The organism is Helicobacter anseris (assembly GCF_003364335.1).
In the GTDB taxonomy this organism is placed as follows: Bacteria; Campylobacterota; Campylobacteria; order Campylobacterales; family Helicobacteraceae; genus Helicobacter_H; species Helicobacter_H anseris.
This window is the reverse complement of the sequence record NZ_NXLX01000008.1, coordinates 19,450-35,932: the sequence shown is the minus strand read 5'-3', so window position 1 is coordinate 35,932 and position 16,483 is coordinate 19,450. Positions and strand designations below refer to the sequence as shown.

The window sequence follows — 16,483 nt, the reverse complement described above, 5'->3', positions numbered from 1 at the left end:
TTTTAGAGTTTATAGACTTTTTTTGTTTGTTTTGGCAAAAAACCCTTAAGATCAAAAATAAAACCATGTGGTTGAAGGATTTTTTCATAGTTGAAATCCAAAAAATAATCATGAGCAATTGCAACAAGACATACATCAAAAAGATCTTGTAATTCTTCTAATTTGGAGAGATGGATGTGATAGGTTTTGAAAACCTCATCACTATCCACTAAAGAATCAAAAATTTTAACAATACAGCCATATTCTTGTAATTCTTTTAAAACCTCAAACACTTTGGCATTACGGATATCCTTGCAATTTTCTTTAAAACTTGCACCAAATATAGCAATCTTTGCACCAATAGGATTGATTTGGTGCTTTGCTAGGAGTTTGATAATTTTTTGTACAATAAAACTTGGCATCATATCATTGATAAATCTTCCTGAAGAAATAACTTTAGGGTGATATCCATACTCATTTGAAATATGGGTAAGGTAATAAGGATCTACGCTGATGCAATGACCTCCAACAAGACCAGGGGTGAAGGATAGGAAATTCCATTTTGTTTGAGCTGCTTTTAAGACTTCTTGTGTTTCAATGCCTAATCTATCAAAAATAATACTTAGTTCATTGACAAAGGCAATATTCAAATCCCTTTGAGCATTTTCTATGGCTTTTGCTGCTTCTGCCACTTCAATACTTGGGGCAAGGTAAGTATTTTTAATAATACTTTTATAAAGCATATCAATTTTTTGAGCACTTTTTTCTGTGCTACCAGAAGTGATTTTTGTGATATTTGTTAGTGTGTGATTTTTATCTCCAGGGTTGATTCTCTCTGGAGAGTAACCTACAAAAAAATCCTTATTAAAGACCAAATTACTAGTTTTTTCTAGTAGTGGAACACATTCTTTTTTTGTGCAGGTAGGATAGGTGGTAGATTCATAAATGACAATATCATCTTTTTGCAAAAATTTTCCCACACATTTTGTTGCCTCTAATAGAAGTGAAATATCTGGTTTTTTATAAGAATCCACAGGGGTTGGAACTGTGATGATATAGATATTTGCCTCTCTTAAGTCCTCTTGTTCTGAAGTAAAACAAAGCATTGAAGATTCTGAAAAATCTTTAATTTCATTATTAAAATCTTTAGATTCTTTGAGTGATTGAATACGCTGTTTGTTTATATCAAAGCCTATAGTGGGATATTTTTTTCCAAACTCTATTGCAAGAGGAAGCCCGACATAACCTAGTCCAATGATTGCAATTTTATCCATAAAATTCCTTTATGCTATCGCTAATGTATTCTATTTCTTCTTTCTTTAAATATGGATTGATAGGGAGACTTAAAATCTCATTAGCACATTTTTGAGCACAAGGAAAATCATCTTTTGAATAAATGAGATAAGAAAAAGCCTCTTGTAAAGGCAAAGGAATAGGGTAGTGTATGGCAGTTGGAATATTTTTTTGTTTCAAGAATTCTTGTAAAGCATCTCTTTGTTTGCTCAAAATGCTAAATTGTGCAAAAGTGCTTGAGCATTCTGATGTAATTGTGGGTAGTTGTAGAGGTAGATTTTGTAAAAGATGAAAATAAAGTTTTGCTATTTCTTGGCGTTTGAGTATTTTTTCTTGAAAATATTTGAGTTTAACCCTAAGAATATTTGCTTGTAATGTATCCATTCTTGCACCAATGCCAATATATTTATGAGTATATCTTTTTGTTTGTCCGTGGATTCTTAGGGCTTTGATTTTTTCACTTAAAAAATCATCATTACAAAAGAGTGCGCCCCCATCTCCAAAACACCCTAAAGGTTTTGCTGGAAAGAAACTTGTGGTGCCAATAGTGCAGAGATTCCCACTTTTTTTGCCACAAAAACTAGCACCAAAGCTTTGAGCTCCATCTTCAATCACACTTAGATGGTATTTTTTTGCAATATCATTGATGATGTTGATATTAGGTATTTGTCCAAAAAGACTTACGGCTATAATGGCTCTAGTTTTTGGTGTGATTGCTTGGGTGATATATTTTTCATCAAGATTGAAAGTTTGTGGATTGATATCAACAAAGATAGGTTTTGCTCCAACTAAGGCAATGGCTTCCGCACTTGCAAAAAAACTAAAACTTGTGGTAATAATTTCATCATTAGGTTTAATATCTAGTGCCATTAGGGCTAAAATAAGAGCTGAAGTTCCACTAGAGCAAGTTATGGCATATTTGCAACCTACAAAATCTTCCAATTCTCTTTCAAATTTTTCTATCCCATCACCCATAATAAAATGAGCAGATTCTAAGGTATCTTTGATTGCTTGATCAATTTCTTTGCGATGTGCCAAATATTCTTGTTTTAAGTTTGCAAAATCAATCATTTTCACAAATTACTCGCCCATGTTCTAGATAATAAAAACACGCTTCATTTTCACTATAAGCCTTATTGTCTTTAAAAACTAATTTTTTAGCACTTTTATCCACCCAACCAATAATTCTTGCAGGATTTCCTACTACTAATGCATAATCCTCAACATCTTTTGTAATAACAGATCCAGCGCCAATAAGTGCATATTTACCAATTGTATTTCCACAGATTATGGTGGCATTTGCGCCTATGGAGCAACCTCTTTTTAGCAATGTTTTTTTGTATTCATTTTTTCTAATAATAAATGCTCGTGGATTAAGCACATTGCTAAAAACCACAGAAGGACCTATAAAGACATCATCTTGACATTCTACGCCTTCATATATACTGACATTATTTTGCACTTTGCATTGATTGCCTATTTTTACATTTGGACCTATTACACAATTTTGCCCAAAAGAGCAAGATTCTCCGATAAGACTATTTTGTAAAATATGACAAAAATGCCAAATCTTAGTATTTTTTCCTATAGTTACATTTGTATCTATGATACTTGTAGGGTGGATAAAATATTCTATTAGATTATTTTTTTGCATAAGGGGTGGTATTCTCCTTGTAGTCCAATGGGATTAGCATTTCTGATGTGATATACCATCTCGATACAAGGTCTTACATCTTTGATTGTAAAACCTTGATGATTTAAGATAGCCTCATAGCTTTTTGTATGTAGATTTTCAAAACCATCACTAAATTCAATCTCTTCTCCCTCAATTTTGATTGAACGATAGGTGCGTTTAGAGGTATTGGGTAAATAATTTGCATTGATAGATAAAAACCAGGAGATATTTGCATTTTCCAATTCCAAAATCCCACTAGCTGTATCTTTTGTGCTAATGTTAAGTTTAGATTCTTTAGGAGTGCCAAATAAGTATTGCAACATATCAAAAAAGTGCACCCCAATATTTGTCGCAATTCCCCCACTTTTGCTTATATCACCTTTCCAAGAAGCAAAATACCAATTTCCTCTTGAAGTAATATAAGTTAGCTCAACGCAATATTTTTTTGAGGGGTTGTTTTTGAGTTCATTTTGAATTTTTTGCTTGAGTGCAATGATGCTTGAGTGGTGTCTGAGTTGTAAAATGTTATAGACTTTTTTTTGACTTTTCTTTTCTAATTCTTCAAGGGTATCAAGATTCCAAGGATTTAAGACTAGTGGCTTTTCGCAAATTGCGTGTGCATTGTTTTTAAGTGCAAAACGGATATGACTATCGTGTAGATAGTTTGGAGAACAAATGCTAACAAAATCTATAGAAATATTTTTTGATTCTAATTTGCTGATATGTCTATCAAATCTTTCAAATTCTGTAAAAAAATGTGTTTTGGGAAAATAAGAATCCAAAATCCCAACAGAATCTCTAGGATCTAGGGCACAGAGTAATTGATTGTTTGTATCTTTTATGGCTTGTAAGTGTTTTGGTGCGACATAGCCACCCACTCCAATGATTGCAAAATTTTTCATTCAAACCCTTTTAGCACACTAATGATTTTTTGAGCACTTTTTCCATTCCCATAAAATTTTTCACAAAAAGAAGAATTAGAAATTTGTGAAATATTATCAAAAGTTGTGAGGATTTTTTCTTCATCACTTCCTGTTAAAAAATTGTAATTATTTTCTATAAGTTCCATCCACTCGCTATTTTCCCTTAAAACAATGCAATGCTTTTTAAAAAAATAAGCTTCTTTTTGCAACCCTCCAGAATCTGTTAAGACTATTTGGGTTTTTTGCAATAACCAAAGCATTTCTAAATATCCTAATGGCGGGCAAAAAGTAATATGAGGATAATCCTTTGTAGAAAAAAGTGTTTGAATTCTTGGATGTATGGGAAAAATAACCTGTTGTTTAGAAGCTATTTTATCAATTGCTTTTAAGATGGTGTGCAATTTTTTAGAATCATCAGTATTTTCTGCACGATGCAAGGTGCATATACAAAAATGTGATTGTATAGAAAGATTTGGTTTTGTTGCATAAGTTGCAAAGAGTTTGCTAGCATCAAACATAATATCCCCAACATTTTTTATAAGGTATTGAGGGGCTTTAAAACCTTCTTTTTTGAGATTTGAGAGTGCATTTTTTGTAGGACAAAATAAAATTTTAGAGATTTTATCTGTAAGAATACGGTTGATTTCTTCTGGCATTGTATGATCAAAACTTCTTAATCCAGATTCTATATGGATAATAGGAATTTGTAGTTTGATACTTGCTAAAGCCCCAGCAAGAGTAGAGTTTGTGTCCCCATATACAAGTGTAAAATCAGGTTTTTCTTGCAATAAAATCGCTTCTGTGTCTTTGAGGATATCAGCAGTCATTTGTGCGTGAGATTTTGATCCGTGGTTAAGTTGATAGAGAGGTTTTTTGAGCTTTAGAGTTTTAAAAAAAATTTCACTCATTGAAAAATCATAATGTTGCCCTGTGTGAATTACAACTTCTTGAATCTGATTTTTTTTAAAAGCTAGACTTAGTGGAGCTGATTTGATAAATTGTGGTCTTGCACCAAGTATGGTTAAAATTTTCATTATTTTGATAGATTAAGATAGAGTTGGGCTACTTTTTCAATCATCTTTTCTTTAGTGAAAAGTGCTTGAAATCTTTGATGGGCATTATTGCTTAAAAAATCATAATTTTCTTGGATTTTAAGTATAGCTTGAGCAATGGCTTTGGAATCTTTTGGTGAAACTACAAAGCCAGTGATATTATCTTGATTGATCCAATCACTCCCAGATGGGGCAAATTTAGCACAGACTAATGGCAAGCTATAATGCATTGCTTCAAGCAAGACAATACCAAAAGATTCTTGATATGATGGCAATACAAAGCAATTGGCATTTTCATAAAGTTTTGCTAATTCTTCTTTATTCTTTTTTCCAAGTAAAAAAACTCTATCTTCTAGTTTTTGTGTATAGATGAGGTCTAAAAGTCTTTTTTTGTAGTCTTGATTCCCTTCTCCTATGATTTGCACTTGAAAGTTTTGAGGCAAAAACTTTAGGCTTTCAATCAAATATTCAAATCCTTTCCAAGTCACAAGCCTGCCAACTGATAGGATAATATTTGATTGTTTTGAAGGTTTTTTTGATGGGGTTGGCATATTGATACCAATGGGAATACAGATACATTTTTCTTTATATTTTGAAAGATAAGGAGATTCTAGGATATATTTCTCACTTGTTGCAATAATTTTATTTGCACGCTTTAGAATCCAGTTTTGTAATGGCAAGAAAAAATTTAGTAAAAATTTTTGATTGATGATATCTGAGTGCCAATGAAGAATAATTTTTTTTGTTTTGTGTGGAGATAAAAATAGTGCAAGAGTTGCCATGGGATCTGGTAGATGCACATGTATAATATCATATTGAGAAATTAACTCTCTAAGTTTAAAAATCATTTGTGGAGATATTGAAGTAGAGGCAATTTTTCCAAAACTAGCAGTTCTAAAAATTTTTGCATTTAATGCAGTGATATCCTCTTGATAATAATTTTTTGAATTTGAGCATAAAACATCACATTGTATATGTTTTGCATTGATACCATCGCAAATGTCTTCCATCACAACTTCGATTCCGCCAATATCTGGAGGATAAAATTTTCCAAATTGTAGGATTTTAATATTATTTTGCATTATATCTCGCTTGAATTGAATGTAAAAAGCAATTTGGAAGTATTTTTTTTACAATAAATTTTAGTAGTTCTGTTGCAAGAGTTGGAATAAAGTAAAAAATAAAAAATTTATTATATTTTAATCCTATTTTATATTCTTCATAAATGTACCTAAATGTGGAAACTGAAGAAATACCACCAGATAGACAAGAAGCAATTACAATAGGGATTTTATGAAATACTTTTTTATTGTTATATATTTTGGTAAAAAAATCATTATCTGAACATATTTTAAAACTTAGATCAAAGGGATGGAGTTTTTGAATCTGGGTTTTTGTAAAAACACTTTGATGTGAGAAAGGCATTCTATATTTTGGATTTGTTGTTTTTTTAATAATTTTTTTATTTTGACTATTGTAAATAATCTCTGTATCACCGTATATTACATCATATTTTTTTATATTATCTTTTGAAATTTCTCTAATGACATTAAGATTGTAGAATCTATCCCCACAATTCATAAAATTGATCCATTCTTTGGTAGTTAAAGCTATGCCCTTATTCATTGCATCATAGATTCCCTTATCTTTTTCGCTCAAAAATTTAAAGGTAAGGGTAGGGTAGGTATTGTGTGTGGCTTCAAGATAAAATCTATCTTCTTTTTGATCCTCTAAGGTAATAGTAGCACAAGAGGTAATAAGCTCCAAAATTGCTTCTTTTGTCCCATCGTTACTTTTTCCATCAACTAGAATATACTCGATATTTTTATAGCTTTGATTGATGACACTTTCCATCGTCTCTTTGATGTGAGTGACATCATTATAAACAATAGTAACGATAGAAAAACTTGTCATCTATGCCTTCCCAATCATAATATGTTTTAATCCAAAATGAGAGAGGTTGAGATGATGATAGATATTGCGTCCATCAAAGATAATTTTTTCTTTTAAAAGAGAAGTGATTTTTTCAAAATCTGGTGAGCGAAATTCTTTCCACTCAGTGCAGATGATGAGTGCATCACAATCTCTCAAGGCTAAATATTTATCTTCACAATACTCTAGCAATGGATTTTCTCTGATATAAAATCGTGCATTTTCACTTGCTTTTGGGTCATAGGCTTTTATTTTTGCACCCATTTGCGTGAGAGCTTGAATCATCACAAGTGAGGGAGCTTCACGCATATCATCAGTTTCTGGCTTAAAGCTCAATCCCCACATACCAAAAGTTTTATCATTCAAGTTCTCTCCAAAGAGTTTTCTGATTTTTTTTACTAAGATGAGCTTTTGAGAAGCATTGATAGATTCTGTAGCTTCTAGCATTGGGGTTTGCACACCATGGGAGTTTGCAATTTTTTGTAGTGCTTTGACATCTTTTGGAAAGCAACTGCCTCCATACCCACACCCTGGGTAGATGAAGTCATAACCTATCCTTGGATCAGAGCCTATACCTTGACGCACTGAGTTGATATCTGCACCCACAGCCTCACAAATCCTTGCCATCTCATTGATAAAGCTAATTTTTGTAGCTAACATTGCATTGGCTGCGTATTTTGTCATTTCAGCTGATTTGATATCCATTATCAAAAGTCGCTCTTTTTTGAGAGTGAATGGAGAGTAGAGCTCTTGAAGGATTTTGATAGCTTTGGGAGAATCTGAGCCTATCACGACACGATCAGGGCTCATAAAGTCTTTGATAGCTACTCCTTCTTTAAGGAACTCGGGGTTACTCACTACATCAAAATCTATTTTTATATTTCTTCTGCGCAATTCTTCTGCAATAGTGTTTTTTACAAGATTTGCGGTGCCAATAGGAACAGTAGATTTATCCACAATGATTGCATAGGAGGTGAGGTGCTTGCCTATCTCTTTGGCTGCACTTAGCACATAGCTCAAATCCGCACTTCCATCTTCTCCCATAGGCGTGCCTACAGCGATAAAGATAAGCAAAGTATTGCTGTAAGCTTCTTTGGGAGAGGTAGTAAAGGTGAGATTGCCCTTTTGGGTAGTTTCATCTACAATCTCTTTTAAGCCTTTTTCATAGATGGGAATCTCGCCATTTTGAAGCATAGAGATTTTTCTCTCATCTACATCAAAGCAAGTTACCTCATTTCCCATCTGAGCAAAACATGCTCCGCTGACTAGTCCGACATATCCTGAACCTACGATTGTAATTTTCATCATAACCCTCTGTGTAAAGAGAGGATTATATCAAAAATTATGGTTTTTGATAAACTGCGACAACGGTATGTCCATAAGCTTCATTTGGGATTTTTTCAAAAAATCTTCCAAGATAATTTGTTATTTTTCTCAAAGGATTAGAATCCAAAAACTTTGGAGTAAAGAATCTTTTTGAAAACATTACAGATTTGTAAAAATTGATATGCTCGGGCTGAACTTTTTCGTGATAAAGGTCAATGAGTTTGAGATTGAAGATTTGAGCAATATTATGAAGACACTTGTCACTAAATCGTCCAACATGATGTGGAGGCATATTTAAAATACCATTAACAGCATACTGAATAAAGCTCTCTTCGCTAGGAACAGCAATTAGAATTACCCCCCCCCCCCTACAAGCATCAACTTTTGCTTGGATAAAAGAGTGTGGGTCACTTACATGCTCAAGGACTTGGAAACTACAAACCATATCAGCTTCACCATTATGATTTTTTGCATAATCTTGTATTGAGATATTTTGAACATTTACACCATTTTCTTCAGCCATTTTTTTGGCATCTGTGCTAAATTCAAGTCCTAAATACTGAGCTTGAGGAATGTATTTGGCAAATGCACCTTTGCCACAACCTACCTCTAGAACTCTATCTCCATTATGAATATATTGCTTGGCAAAATCATACTCGTGCTTTTCACTGAAGTAATACCATGGAATTTTATTTAAAGCATTGTAGAAGTTATCATCCCCAGTAGGAATACTTTCATCCTCTAAAAAGAAAAATTTAAAATCACAACTTGGACAATGTGAAAAATACATATTTTGATTAATAAGCTTGCTTGTGTCAATTTTATATAGTGTATTGTAGAGATTATTAATACTTTTAGTATTAATAGATATAGTTTGTTTTGCATTTGTATGACATAAAGGGCATTTCATAATTACTCCTTATTTAATAAGATATTATTTTTTTCTTGCGAATTTTTATTAAGTCTTTGAGTTTAAAATCACTATGTACAAAGATTCTTGGTAAAACATGCATATAATTTTTATGTGTTTTGTATATTGTGCCATTTCGTGTAGTAACTGCTGTTTTGAAATTAAACTCTTTGATAAAATCACAATATGTTTTATTGATTTCTCCTTTTCCTCCAAATGGGAAACAAAAATGTTTGGGTGTTTTTCCAAAAGTTTCATGAATGATATTTAGTGATTTTTTTATGTCATCTCTTAGCTCTTCAAAAGAAAGATTATTAAAAACAGGGTGTGTGTGTGTATGACAGCCTAATGTAAAGCCTTTATACTGGCACATTTCTTGTATTTCCTCTATTGTTAATGCTAGGCTTTTATAGTCCTTTTCACAATGTTTTATGCCAAAAATATTTAAAATTTCTTTTGCGTTATGTAGATTATCAAGTTTATTTAAAACTTCATTTCTAATATTTAAAAAAACTTCGGATTTTTGCTTTATATTGGAAATATCAATTTTTTTTGTATGGAGTGAAATACTAGAATTTTTTAGCAAAAAATCTTCTATTGAAAACCACCACATATTTGGATTCTCAAGAAAACCTGTGCATAAATAGATGCAAAATGGAATCTGGTATTTTTTAAAAATAGGAAAACCATATGTGTAATTATCTTTATATCCATCATCTATGGTAATAACTAAATTTTTTTTGTTTAAAAATGTGCCATCTATAAGTTTTTGATACAGTTCATCAAGTGATAAGAAGTTATAGCCATTGTTTTTTGCTTCAATGATAAAGTTTTCAAGGGCTTTGGGATCTACTTTTAACTTTTCGTTTTCTGGTAACTTTTTATTATCAAGAGGTGCAATGCGATGTAGCATTAAAATGATTGCATCACCATGAAAGTAGGATTTGATATAAGGCAGGTTTGAGAGAATATTTTTAATTGTTTGTTTCATTGTTTTTTGGCAACAAGTGTAATGAGTATTTGATAGTCTGGATCATGAAAAAATAATTCTTCATTTGTAAGTTTTTCTGCTGGCATTCCTTGAAGGCTTGCCATCGCCGAATAAATATTACCATAAGTATGGCACTCAACTTCATTCCCAAAGATTTCTTCAAAAACTTGTTTTATCCCCATATCTGTAAATCTCCAGTAGTCTCCCCATCGTTCATAATCATAACGACTTATTTGTAGTAATCCAGCAACACTAATCAATGCAACCCCCCCCCCCTTAAGCATTTGATGAATACCTTGTATTGCTTTTTTATAATCATAAATAAAATTTAATGTTACAGTAGCAATAAAGCAGTCTAGATAATTTTTAGGTAGGATTTTGTGATTTGTTAGGTCTCCGATAATGGTTGCTGTTGAGAAATTGGGATCCACATGAAGAATTTCTGATTTTACAACATTTTTACCAAACTCTCTAGTATAGGTATTCTCTGCGATTTCACACACAATACCTTTAATATGATGAGAATTTTTGGCAAGGAAGTCATTTGTATAAACACGATCTATAGGAGTTCCAAAATCAAATCCAAATTTTGATGAAATCGGTGTAAGGGATTTTGAATCAATCTGTCTCTGTAATGTTGGTAGGAATAGCCTTTTAAAGAAAAATATTATTTTTTTGATTATTTTCTTAATTTTCATAGATTCTCCAAAATATATTGGTATTGTGCGATGTATCTTTTGGCAACTACATTATAGCTAAATCTTTCTATAACCATTTCTCTTGCATTTTGGGATAAATAAGGTAGATTTTTTAGTGCCCAGCATATACCATAGGATAAATCTGATACATCTCTTGCAAGATAACCATTTGTTTTATGGATAATCATATCTACATTCCCTCCTATATCAAATGCAACCACAGGTACCCCACATGAGAGGGATTCCATGATAGTATTGCTCAGGTTTTCTGCAAGACTTGGTGTGATGAAAATATCAAGAGAATTATAGAGTAGGGTAAGTGTAGTATCGTCATATAAATGCCCCATAAATATTGTATCAATACCAGCAATTTTTTCCCCATCACTTGAGCCAAAAACTATAAGTGTATAAAGATGTTTGTTTGGAAGCATTTCTAAGGCTTCTTTTAATTGTAAATAGCCTTTGCGTTTTATTTGTGTTCCAGAAATTGCTCCAAAACCTATCAATATTTTGTCTTTACAATTTAGGTTTAGAATTTTTCTAGCAATATCTTTTTTTATAGGTCGAAAAATATCTGTGTCGATGGGATTTGGAATATTGATAATGTTTTTGTTTTTAAAGAGTGCCGAGGCTTTTGCTTCAGAGGCAATCCAAGAAGAAAGTCCATTCACAGTGAGCTTTAAAGCATTGTAAGCTTTTTGCTTCTTTTTGAAATTTAAAAAACTAATATCATATTTAAAGTTTGACGCAAGAAAAGGGCAAGAGTAGCATAGGGTTTTAAATTTATCACAATTATTATAAACAACATGACATCCTCCAGTATAAGGATTTGCATCATGAAGACTCCAAATGATCGGTCTATTAAAATGTGTTAAGTCGCTTGGATAGATAAAGCCAGAATTTATCCAGTGTAAATGGATAATATCAGGGTTAATCTCATTGATTTTTCTTAAAAGATTTTTATTGCTTGGAAAGAAGGTTGATGAAAAAATATCATTATGTCTATTTTTATACAGCATTGATGGAAGCTGATCTAAGGCTTTTTTAAAAGGAATAAAAAACTTTTGTGTTTTTGTTTGTGTTAGGCTATGAATTGTGGGGAGGTCTTGGGTTTTGTTTTGAACCATTACTTGAGAATCAATACCTTGTTTTAATAATGCTAGATGTAATCTGATAGCAGCCCTACCAGCACCACCATTATCTTGACTTACAAGATGTAAGATTTTCAAGAAAAGAACCTTTTGAGCCGTGAGGTTATTTTTTGAAAGATATTTCTGCGATGTTTTTTATGAAAGTCCATAATACCATGAAGGGCTTCCATACTCTCAATAATTTCAGAAGGATAATTTGATGGTAGGATATTTGATACTACATCACTTTGCAAGGGGTCATCTGAAGAACAGTTTGTTCCACTAGAATCAAAACCGATTTGTTTGATAAAAGAAATTTTTGGCATTAGCGTCAATGCTTGGTGTTTATAAGCTATCAGATACCAAAAAATAGCCCAAGTTTTTTTCTTTTGTTTTTTATTAAAAAGAAAATGTTCCCAATAATCTGAAGTATGATGCAAGCTGATTTCATAAATATCATCTTTAGAAAAATTATTTTCAACCCATGCAATATCTCTTTTGAAGTATTGCCAACGATCCTTCCAGGTTGCCCATCCCCAGCAATGTGGAATTCTCCAAAAAAAAGTATCGTCTTTTATGGGATTTGGATCTAATGGATAATTCCATGCAGAAATATTCCATACTTTTTTTTCGCTTTCATATTTATTGAGTGCATCATTCATGTAGTTTAGAAAGACAGGAGAGACTACGATATCATCTTCTAACACGATGACCTTATTGTATTGGTTGATAATTGTGGTTACTCCATCAATGATATTGTCTGCTAATCCAAAATTTCTCTCACGCTCGATGATTGTGATATTTTTAAATCCAGTAATGCTACGGATATATTCTCTAACCCCTTGGACTTTTTCTTGAGCTTCTTGACTTTTGGGTGCATCAGAATAGATAAAAAACTCACTTTCTTTAGCTAGGGGATTTTTGAGCAATGCCTCGATGGTTTGTTGTGTATGAGAGGGGCGATTATAGACAAATAAAATAATTGGAGCTAAAGAATTCATCTAGAGTTTTTCGCCTGTTGGCTGGATAGTTTTTGCATGTTCTTCAATTGTAGCAAGGAGATTTGAATAGAAATTTTTATCATTGGGGTTAGCAAGATATTGATTTATTTTTGAAATATCAACCTTTTTATCTTTTAGGAAATTGACACTTATTTTTTTTATTGCTTCTTGAAGTTGGTCATAGGAAGTTACATGAAGTGTATTATCAAGAACCCCATAAACACTTACAAGCGGATTAAATAAGATTGCAGGAATATTATAACAAGCAGATTCTAGGCTAATGGTTCCTCCAAAAGTAGCTATAGCTTCAGCATTTTGGAGGAGTTCTTTTGATGAAACTTTAAGAGATACTAAGGTAACATTTTCTAGTTTCATAATCTCCTTGTAAAAGCTAATATTTTTAAAAAAATCTAAATTATTGATGAAATAATGCATTATTTCATTATTTAGCATGAATTGATGAGGGTGTTCCTTGACATAGAGTTTCCAGCCCTTTGGGAGTGCTCTTGATAACATTTTTACGATAGTAATCTGACTTTCTAAAATTGTCTTTCCAATGATTGCAGCTTCTGGTTCAAAATGAATACTATAGTAGATGTATTTTTCCTGTAGATCTGGTTGTATTGAGTGTTTGTCATAAAATTTTTTAAGTTGTTTGTATTTTAAAAAATAATAAAATTTATCCCAGTAAGAATAAGGAATACCTAGCCTATTTTGTAAAAAGCTAAATCTTGAAATGCATACCAAAAATTGAGTAAGCATTTCTCCTCCTATTTTGAGACACATATCTTTAATTATTCTTTTTAGAGTTTTTTTCTTGGTTTTATTTGATGTTTTTAGATTATAAAAAATAATATCTTGTGCATTTGTGCATGCTGTGCCTTGTATATAGGGTATGTGAAGTCTTTTTTCTGGATAGTTATGATTTGCTAAAGCAGTGGCTGTATAGTGGTAATTGCCAATAGAATAGCATGGAATTCCTAAGAATGTACATAGAGAGAATGGGATATGGTGATTGGGAGAGGTGAGATTTGGTTCGGATGAAATTAGTAAATCAATCTTATTTTTCTTAAAAATTTCTATAAAAAAAGACAAATGTTGATGGTAGATGTCTTTTGCTAAAGGATTATTTAACATAATACGATGAAGCATGGTTTCTACATCTATTTGAGCAAATTTCATTTTTTGTATGATTTCATAATCGATGTTTTCAACATTTTGAATATCTAAAAGCTTTTCATAATCAATAATATGCTGTATTCTATCTGAATATTTTTCAATAAGGAGTTTGATATTTTCTTTTTGCTCGCATACTAAAACTATGATTTGATCATTTCTGTTTTTAAGAATATATTCAAGAGATTTTCCATCTCTATCCAAAAGGATGATGTTTTTATGCATTGCTTTCATTTTTAAGATCTTTGATTATGGTTTCCATTATAGTTAAATCCCCCCCCCCCATAATATGGTGATTGAAATAGTAATATCTTAACTTTTCAATGCCGCTGTCAATCTCTTCATTAGACATTTTTTGTTGGTATTTGCTTGATGTAAAATATTCCTTTAATCTTTGGAGATTTTGAAAGACATGTATATTTGAAAATAGTTTGGATTGAGTGATGGGCATAAGATAATTATCAAAAGTAATGCAAGCCTTATTTTTTGTAACACTTTCTAGAATAATGCTACCATTGATAGTAGCAACAGCTTGTGCATGTTGTAATAGATCTTCAGATTGTGTTTGCAGTGTAATAAGGCGAACATTTTTTATTTTTAATACTTCTTCATAAAAATCCCTATCTTTAAAAAAATGAATATTAGTTAGATAATAATGATCAAGAATGTTGTTGATATTATACTGATGTGGATGATCCTTGATATAGAGTAACCATCCATCAGGAAGACTTTTTGCCAATAACTGAATAATGGTTAATTGATTTTGTAAATCACAGATTACACCAGTTGCGGCTTCTGGTTCAAAATGTATAGCATAAAAAATATATTTTTGAGTATAATCAGGAATAACAGAGTTTTTTTTATAAAATCTTTTCATCTCTCCAAGTCTGTATAATGAGTATATTTTTTCTATGAGTCGTGTTTGATAAAATCCCATTTGGATACGAGGGTTTAAACGCTTGAGACAAGATAAGATATCGATTGTGATTTGACCACCAATATTGTGAAAAATCTTTTGAATTCTTTTAGGAAGTTTATGGTTGATATTTTCGACTTGATATGAATTTTTATTTTTATTAAAAACATCTTGTGTGACTTCTTCTTTGGCTATAGGATTGGATACTTGGACATTCTTTTTTGTGTCATACCTAATAATACAAGAATATTGCATGGTGACTGGAAAAATGCAATATGTGGGAATTTGATACTTTCTTCCCATATCTAAAAGAATCGTTTCTGGTATATATCCATGAGGTATGCAATTGGTAAAAATGCAATCTATTTTATTATCTTTAAAAATTTTTTCAAATAAGCAGAGTGCATTGTAGTATTTATTTGCAATAAGCATATTACTATTAAGGCTTCTCATCATACCAAATTCAACTTTTCTTTGCGTGGGACGGTAATCTTCAATTAGAGAAAAATTAAATAAATCAAGCTCTGATAAAAAATCTATTTCTTCTGAGGTAAAAACATATTTAATTCCATGTTGCAAACAATATTCTTTCTCATTTTTGTTAAAAACAATGCAGCCAATGACATTGAAATGGGCATTTTTGATAAAATTCTTAAAAATACCGTTTTCAGAGCAATCGAGTATGAAAATATTTTTTTTCACAATCCCCATCCATCATCGACAATAATAGTTTGTCCATTGACATATTTGCTCATATCACTTAGTAGATAAATCAAAGTTCCGCTAATATCCTCAGAATCTAGCATTCCTTTACTTGTGCAACATTTGCGATATTTTTCTAGGAAGCTTTGAGGTTGATTATCAAAAATACCACCAGGAGCTATGGTATTTGTCCTTATGCCTGTATTAGCAAGATATTTTGCCATCCATCTTGTCATATGATTTACACCAGCCTTGATGACAGAGTATTCTAGTGGGCTGTGCATTTCTGTTCCCTCATAATTTTCAAATTTTGGAGCATAAACCCCCATAATGGAAGATATAGAAATAATATTGCCAAATCCTTGATTTTTGAAATAAAGTGCAAATTGCTGACTTGTGAGGACATATCCACCAAGTTGCAATTTCATATTTTCACAAAAATCTTCAAAATCAAAGTTATAAAAGTTATTTTTTCCCCATTTTTTAGTTCTAGGGTAGGCATTATTGACAAGAGCATCAATTTTGCCATATTTTTCATGAATAATTTTGATAGCCTCTTGAATACTATCTTTTGAAGTAACATCCAATTTTACAAAAAACGAGTTCAAACCTTTTGAATCTATCTTTTGTATAACATTACCTGCCATTTCTTCAGAGATATCAGCTATCACAGCAATACCATTTTGTCTTATAATCTCTTGACAAAACTTTTTTCCAATTAGACCAGCTCCACCAGTAACTATAACCACTTTGTCTTTTAACACTCTTTTTCCTTAAAA

At 31.7% G+C, this 16,483-nt stretch carries 16 protein-coding genes; all 16 read right to left on the bottom strand.

The genetic code is table 11. From position 1 onward, the window contains the following. Nucleotides 1–2 precede the first annotated feature (2 nt). Genes CQA57_RS04235 through ptmA form a run of 16 tightly spaced genes read right to left on the bottom strand, consistent with a single transcriptional unit; the run spans nucleotide 3 to nucleotide 16,468 of the window. The gene (locus CQA57_RS04235; protein WP_115578989.1) at nucleotides 3–1,253 is read right to left on the bottom strand and encodes a nucleotide sugar dehydrogenase; all 1,251 of its coding nucleotides are present in this window, start codon (nucleotides 1,251–1,253) and stop codon (nucleotides 3–5) included. Further along, nucleotides 1,246–2,343, bottom strand: a complete 1,098-nt coding sequence (locus tag CQA57_RS04230; RefSeq protein WP_115578988.1) for a DegT/DnrJ/EryC1/StrS family aminotransferase — start codon at nucleotides 2,341–2,343, stop codon at nucleotides 1,246–1,248. The genes CQA57_RS04235 and CQA57_RS04230 overlap by 8 nt, the downstream gene beginning before the upstream one ends. Continuing rightward, nucleotides 2,336–2,926, bottom strand: coding sequence for an acyltransferase (locus CQA57_RS04225; RefSeq protein WP_115578987.1), 591 nt, complete (start codon nucleotides 2,924–2,926; stop codon nucleotides 2,336–2,338). The genes CQA57_RS04230 and CQA57_RS04225 overlap by 8 nt, the downstream gene beginning before the upstream one ends. Continuing rightward, nucleotides 2,908–3,849 (bottom strand): Gfo/Idh/MocA family protein, encoded by a 942-nt coding sequence (locus CQA57_RS04220; protein ID WP_115578986.1) that lies wholly within the window; start codon nucleotides 3,847–3,849, stop codon nucleotides 2,908–2,910. The genes CQA57_RS04225 and CQA57_RS04220 overlap by 19 nt, the downstream gene beginning before the upstream one ends. Then, entirely contained in the window at nucleotides 3,846–4,904 is a 1,059-nt protein-coding gene (gene wecB, locus CQA57_RS04215) for a non-hydrolyzing UDP-N-acetylglucosamine 2-epimerase (RefSeq protein WP_245941856.1), read from the bottom strand. The genes CQA57_RS04220 and wecB overlap by 4 nt, the downstream gene beginning before the upstream one ends. Beyond that, complete coding sequence (locus tag CQA57_RS04210) at nucleotides 4,904–6,004, bottom strand: glycosyltransferase (RefSeq protein WP_115578984.1); 1,101 nt, start codon at nucleotides 6,002–6,004, stop codon at nucleotides 4,904–4,906. The genes wecB and CQA57_RS04210 overlap by 1 nt, the downstream gene beginning before the upstream one ends. Continuing rightward, nucleotides 5,994–6,836 (bottom strand): glycosyltransferase family 2 protein, encoded by an 843-nt coding sequence (locus tag CQA57_RS04205; protein ID WP_115578983.1) that lies wholly within the window; start codon nucleotides 6,834–6,836, stop codon nucleotides 5,994–5,996. Before CQA57_RS04205 ends, CQA57_RS04210 begins: the two co-directional genes overlap by 11 nt. Continuing rightward, complete coding sequence (locus CQA57_RS04200; protein WP_115578982.1) at nucleotides 6,837–8,159, bottom strand: UDP-glucose dehydrogenase family protein; 1,323 nt, start codon at nucleotides 8,157–8,159, stop codon at nucleotides 6,837–6,839. Nucleotides 8,160–8,196: 37 nt separating this feature from the next. Next, nucleotides 8,197–9,090 (bottom strand): class I SAM-dependent methyltransferase, encoded by an 894-nt coding sequence (locus tag CQA57_RS04195; RefSeq protein WP_115578981.1) that lies wholly within the window; start codon nucleotides 9,088–9,090, stop codon nucleotides 8,197–8,199. A 13-nt stretch (nucleotides 9,091–9,103) separates the two neighbouring features. Next, entirely contained in the window at nucleotides 9,104–10,081 is a 978-nt protein-coding gene (locus CQA57_RS04190; RefSeq protein WP_115578980.1) for a polysaccharide deacetylase family protein, read from the bottom strand. Then, nucleotides 10,078–10,779, bottom strand: coding sequence for a class I SAM-dependent methyltransferase (locus CQA57_RS08280; RefSeq protein WP_115578979.1), 702 nt, complete (start codon nucleotides 10,777–10,779; stop codon nucleotides 10,078–10,080). The genes CQA57_RS04190 and CQA57_RS08280 overlap by 4 nt, the downstream gene beginning before the upstream one ends. Further along, entirely contained in the window at nucleotides 10,776–12,008 is a 1,233-nt protein-coding gene (locus CQA57_RS04180; protein ID WP_115578978.1) for a glycosyltransferase, read from the bottom strand. The genes CQA57_RS08280 and CQA57_RS04180 overlap by 4 nt, the downstream gene beginning before the upstream one ends. Beyond that, nucleotides 12,005–12,910, bottom strand: a complete 906-nt coding sequence (locus CQA57_RS04175) for a glycosyltransferase (RefSeq protein ID WP_115578977.1) — start codon at nucleotides 12,908–12,910, stop codon at nucleotides 12,005–12,007. Before CQA57_RS04175 ends, CQA57_RS04180 begins: the two co-directional genes overlap by 4 nt. After that, on the bottom strand, nucleotides 12,911–14,320 hold the full coding sequence (locus CQA57_RS04170) for a hypothetical protein (RefSeq protein WP_115578976.1): 1,410 nt from the start codon (nucleotides 14,318–14,320) through the stop codon (nucleotides 12,911–12,913). Next, nucleotides 14,304–15,704, bottom strand: a complete 1,401-nt coding sequence (locus CQA57_RS04165; protein WP_115578975.1) for a hypothetical protein — start codon at nucleotides 15,702–15,704, stop codon at nucleotides 14,304–14,306. The genes CQA57_RS04170 and CQA57_RS04165 overlap by 17 nt, the downstream gene beginning before the upstream one ends. Then, nucleotides 15,701–16,468 carry a flagellin modification protein PtmA gene (ptmA, locus tag CQA57_RS04160; RefSeq protein ID WP_115578974.1) on the bottom strand — a complete coding sequence of 256 codons (768 nt, stop codon included), beginning with the start codon at nucleotides 16,466–16,468 and terminating at the stop codon, nucleotides 15,701–15,703. Before ptmA ends, CQA57_RS04165 begins: the two co-directional genes overlap by 4 nt. Between the last annotated feature and the right edge of the window lie 15 nt (nucleotides 16,469–16,483).

Bases quoted from the DNA above. Each gene is read 5' to 3' on its own strand.
- CQA57_RS04235 (WP_115578989.1), bottom strand. From the start codon at position 1,253: ATGGATAAAATTGCAATCATTGGACTAGGTTATGTCGGGCTTCCTCTT.
- CQA57_RS04230 (WP_115578988.1), bottom strand. From the start codon at position 2,343: ATGATTGATTTTGCAAACTTAAAACAAGAATATTTGGCACATCGCAAA.
- CQA57_RS04225 (WP_115578987.1), bottom strand. From the start codon at position 2,926: ATGCAAAAAAATAATCTAATAGAATATTTTATCCACCCTACAAGTATC.
- CQA57_RS04220 (WP_115578986.1), bottom strand. From the start codon at position 3,849: ATGAAAAATTTTGCAATCATTGGAGTGGGTGGCTATGTCGCACCAAAA.
- wecB (WP_245941856.1), bottom strand. From the start codon at position 4,904: ATGAAAATTTTAACCATACTTGGTGCAAGACCACAATTTATCAAATCA.
- CQA57_RS04210 (WP_115578984.1), bottom strand. From the start codon at position 6,004: ATGCAAAATAATATTAAAATCCTACAATTTGGAAAATTTTATCCTCCA.
- CQA57_RS04205 (WP_115578983.1), bottom strand. From the start codon at position 6,836: ATGACAAGTTTTTCTATCGTTACTATTGTTTATAATGATGTCACTCAC.
- CQA57_RS04200 (WP_115578982.1), bottom strand. From the start codon at position 8,159: ATGAAAATTACAATCGTAGGTTCAGGATATGTCGGACTAGTCAGCGGA.
- CQA57_RS04195 (WP_115578981.1), bottom strand. From the start codon at position 9,090: ATGAAATGCCCTTTATGTCATACAAATGCAAAACAAACTATATCTATT.
- CQA57_RS04190 (WP_115578980.1), bottom strand. From the start codon at position 10,081: ATGAAACAAACAATTAAAAATATTCTCTCAAACCTGCCTTATATCAAA.
- CQA57_RS08280 (WP_115578979.1), bottom strand. From the start codon at position 10,779: ATGAAAATTAAGAAAATAATCAAAAAAATAATATTTTTCTTTAAAAGG.
- CQA57_RS04175 (WP_115578977.1), bottom strand. From the start codon at position 12,910: ATGAATTCTTTAGCTCCAATTATTTTATTTGTCTATAATCGCCCCTCT.
- CQA57_RS04170 (WP_115578976.1), bottom strand. From the start codon at position 14,320: ATGAAAGCAATGCATAAAAACATCATCCTTTTGGATAGAGATGGAAAA.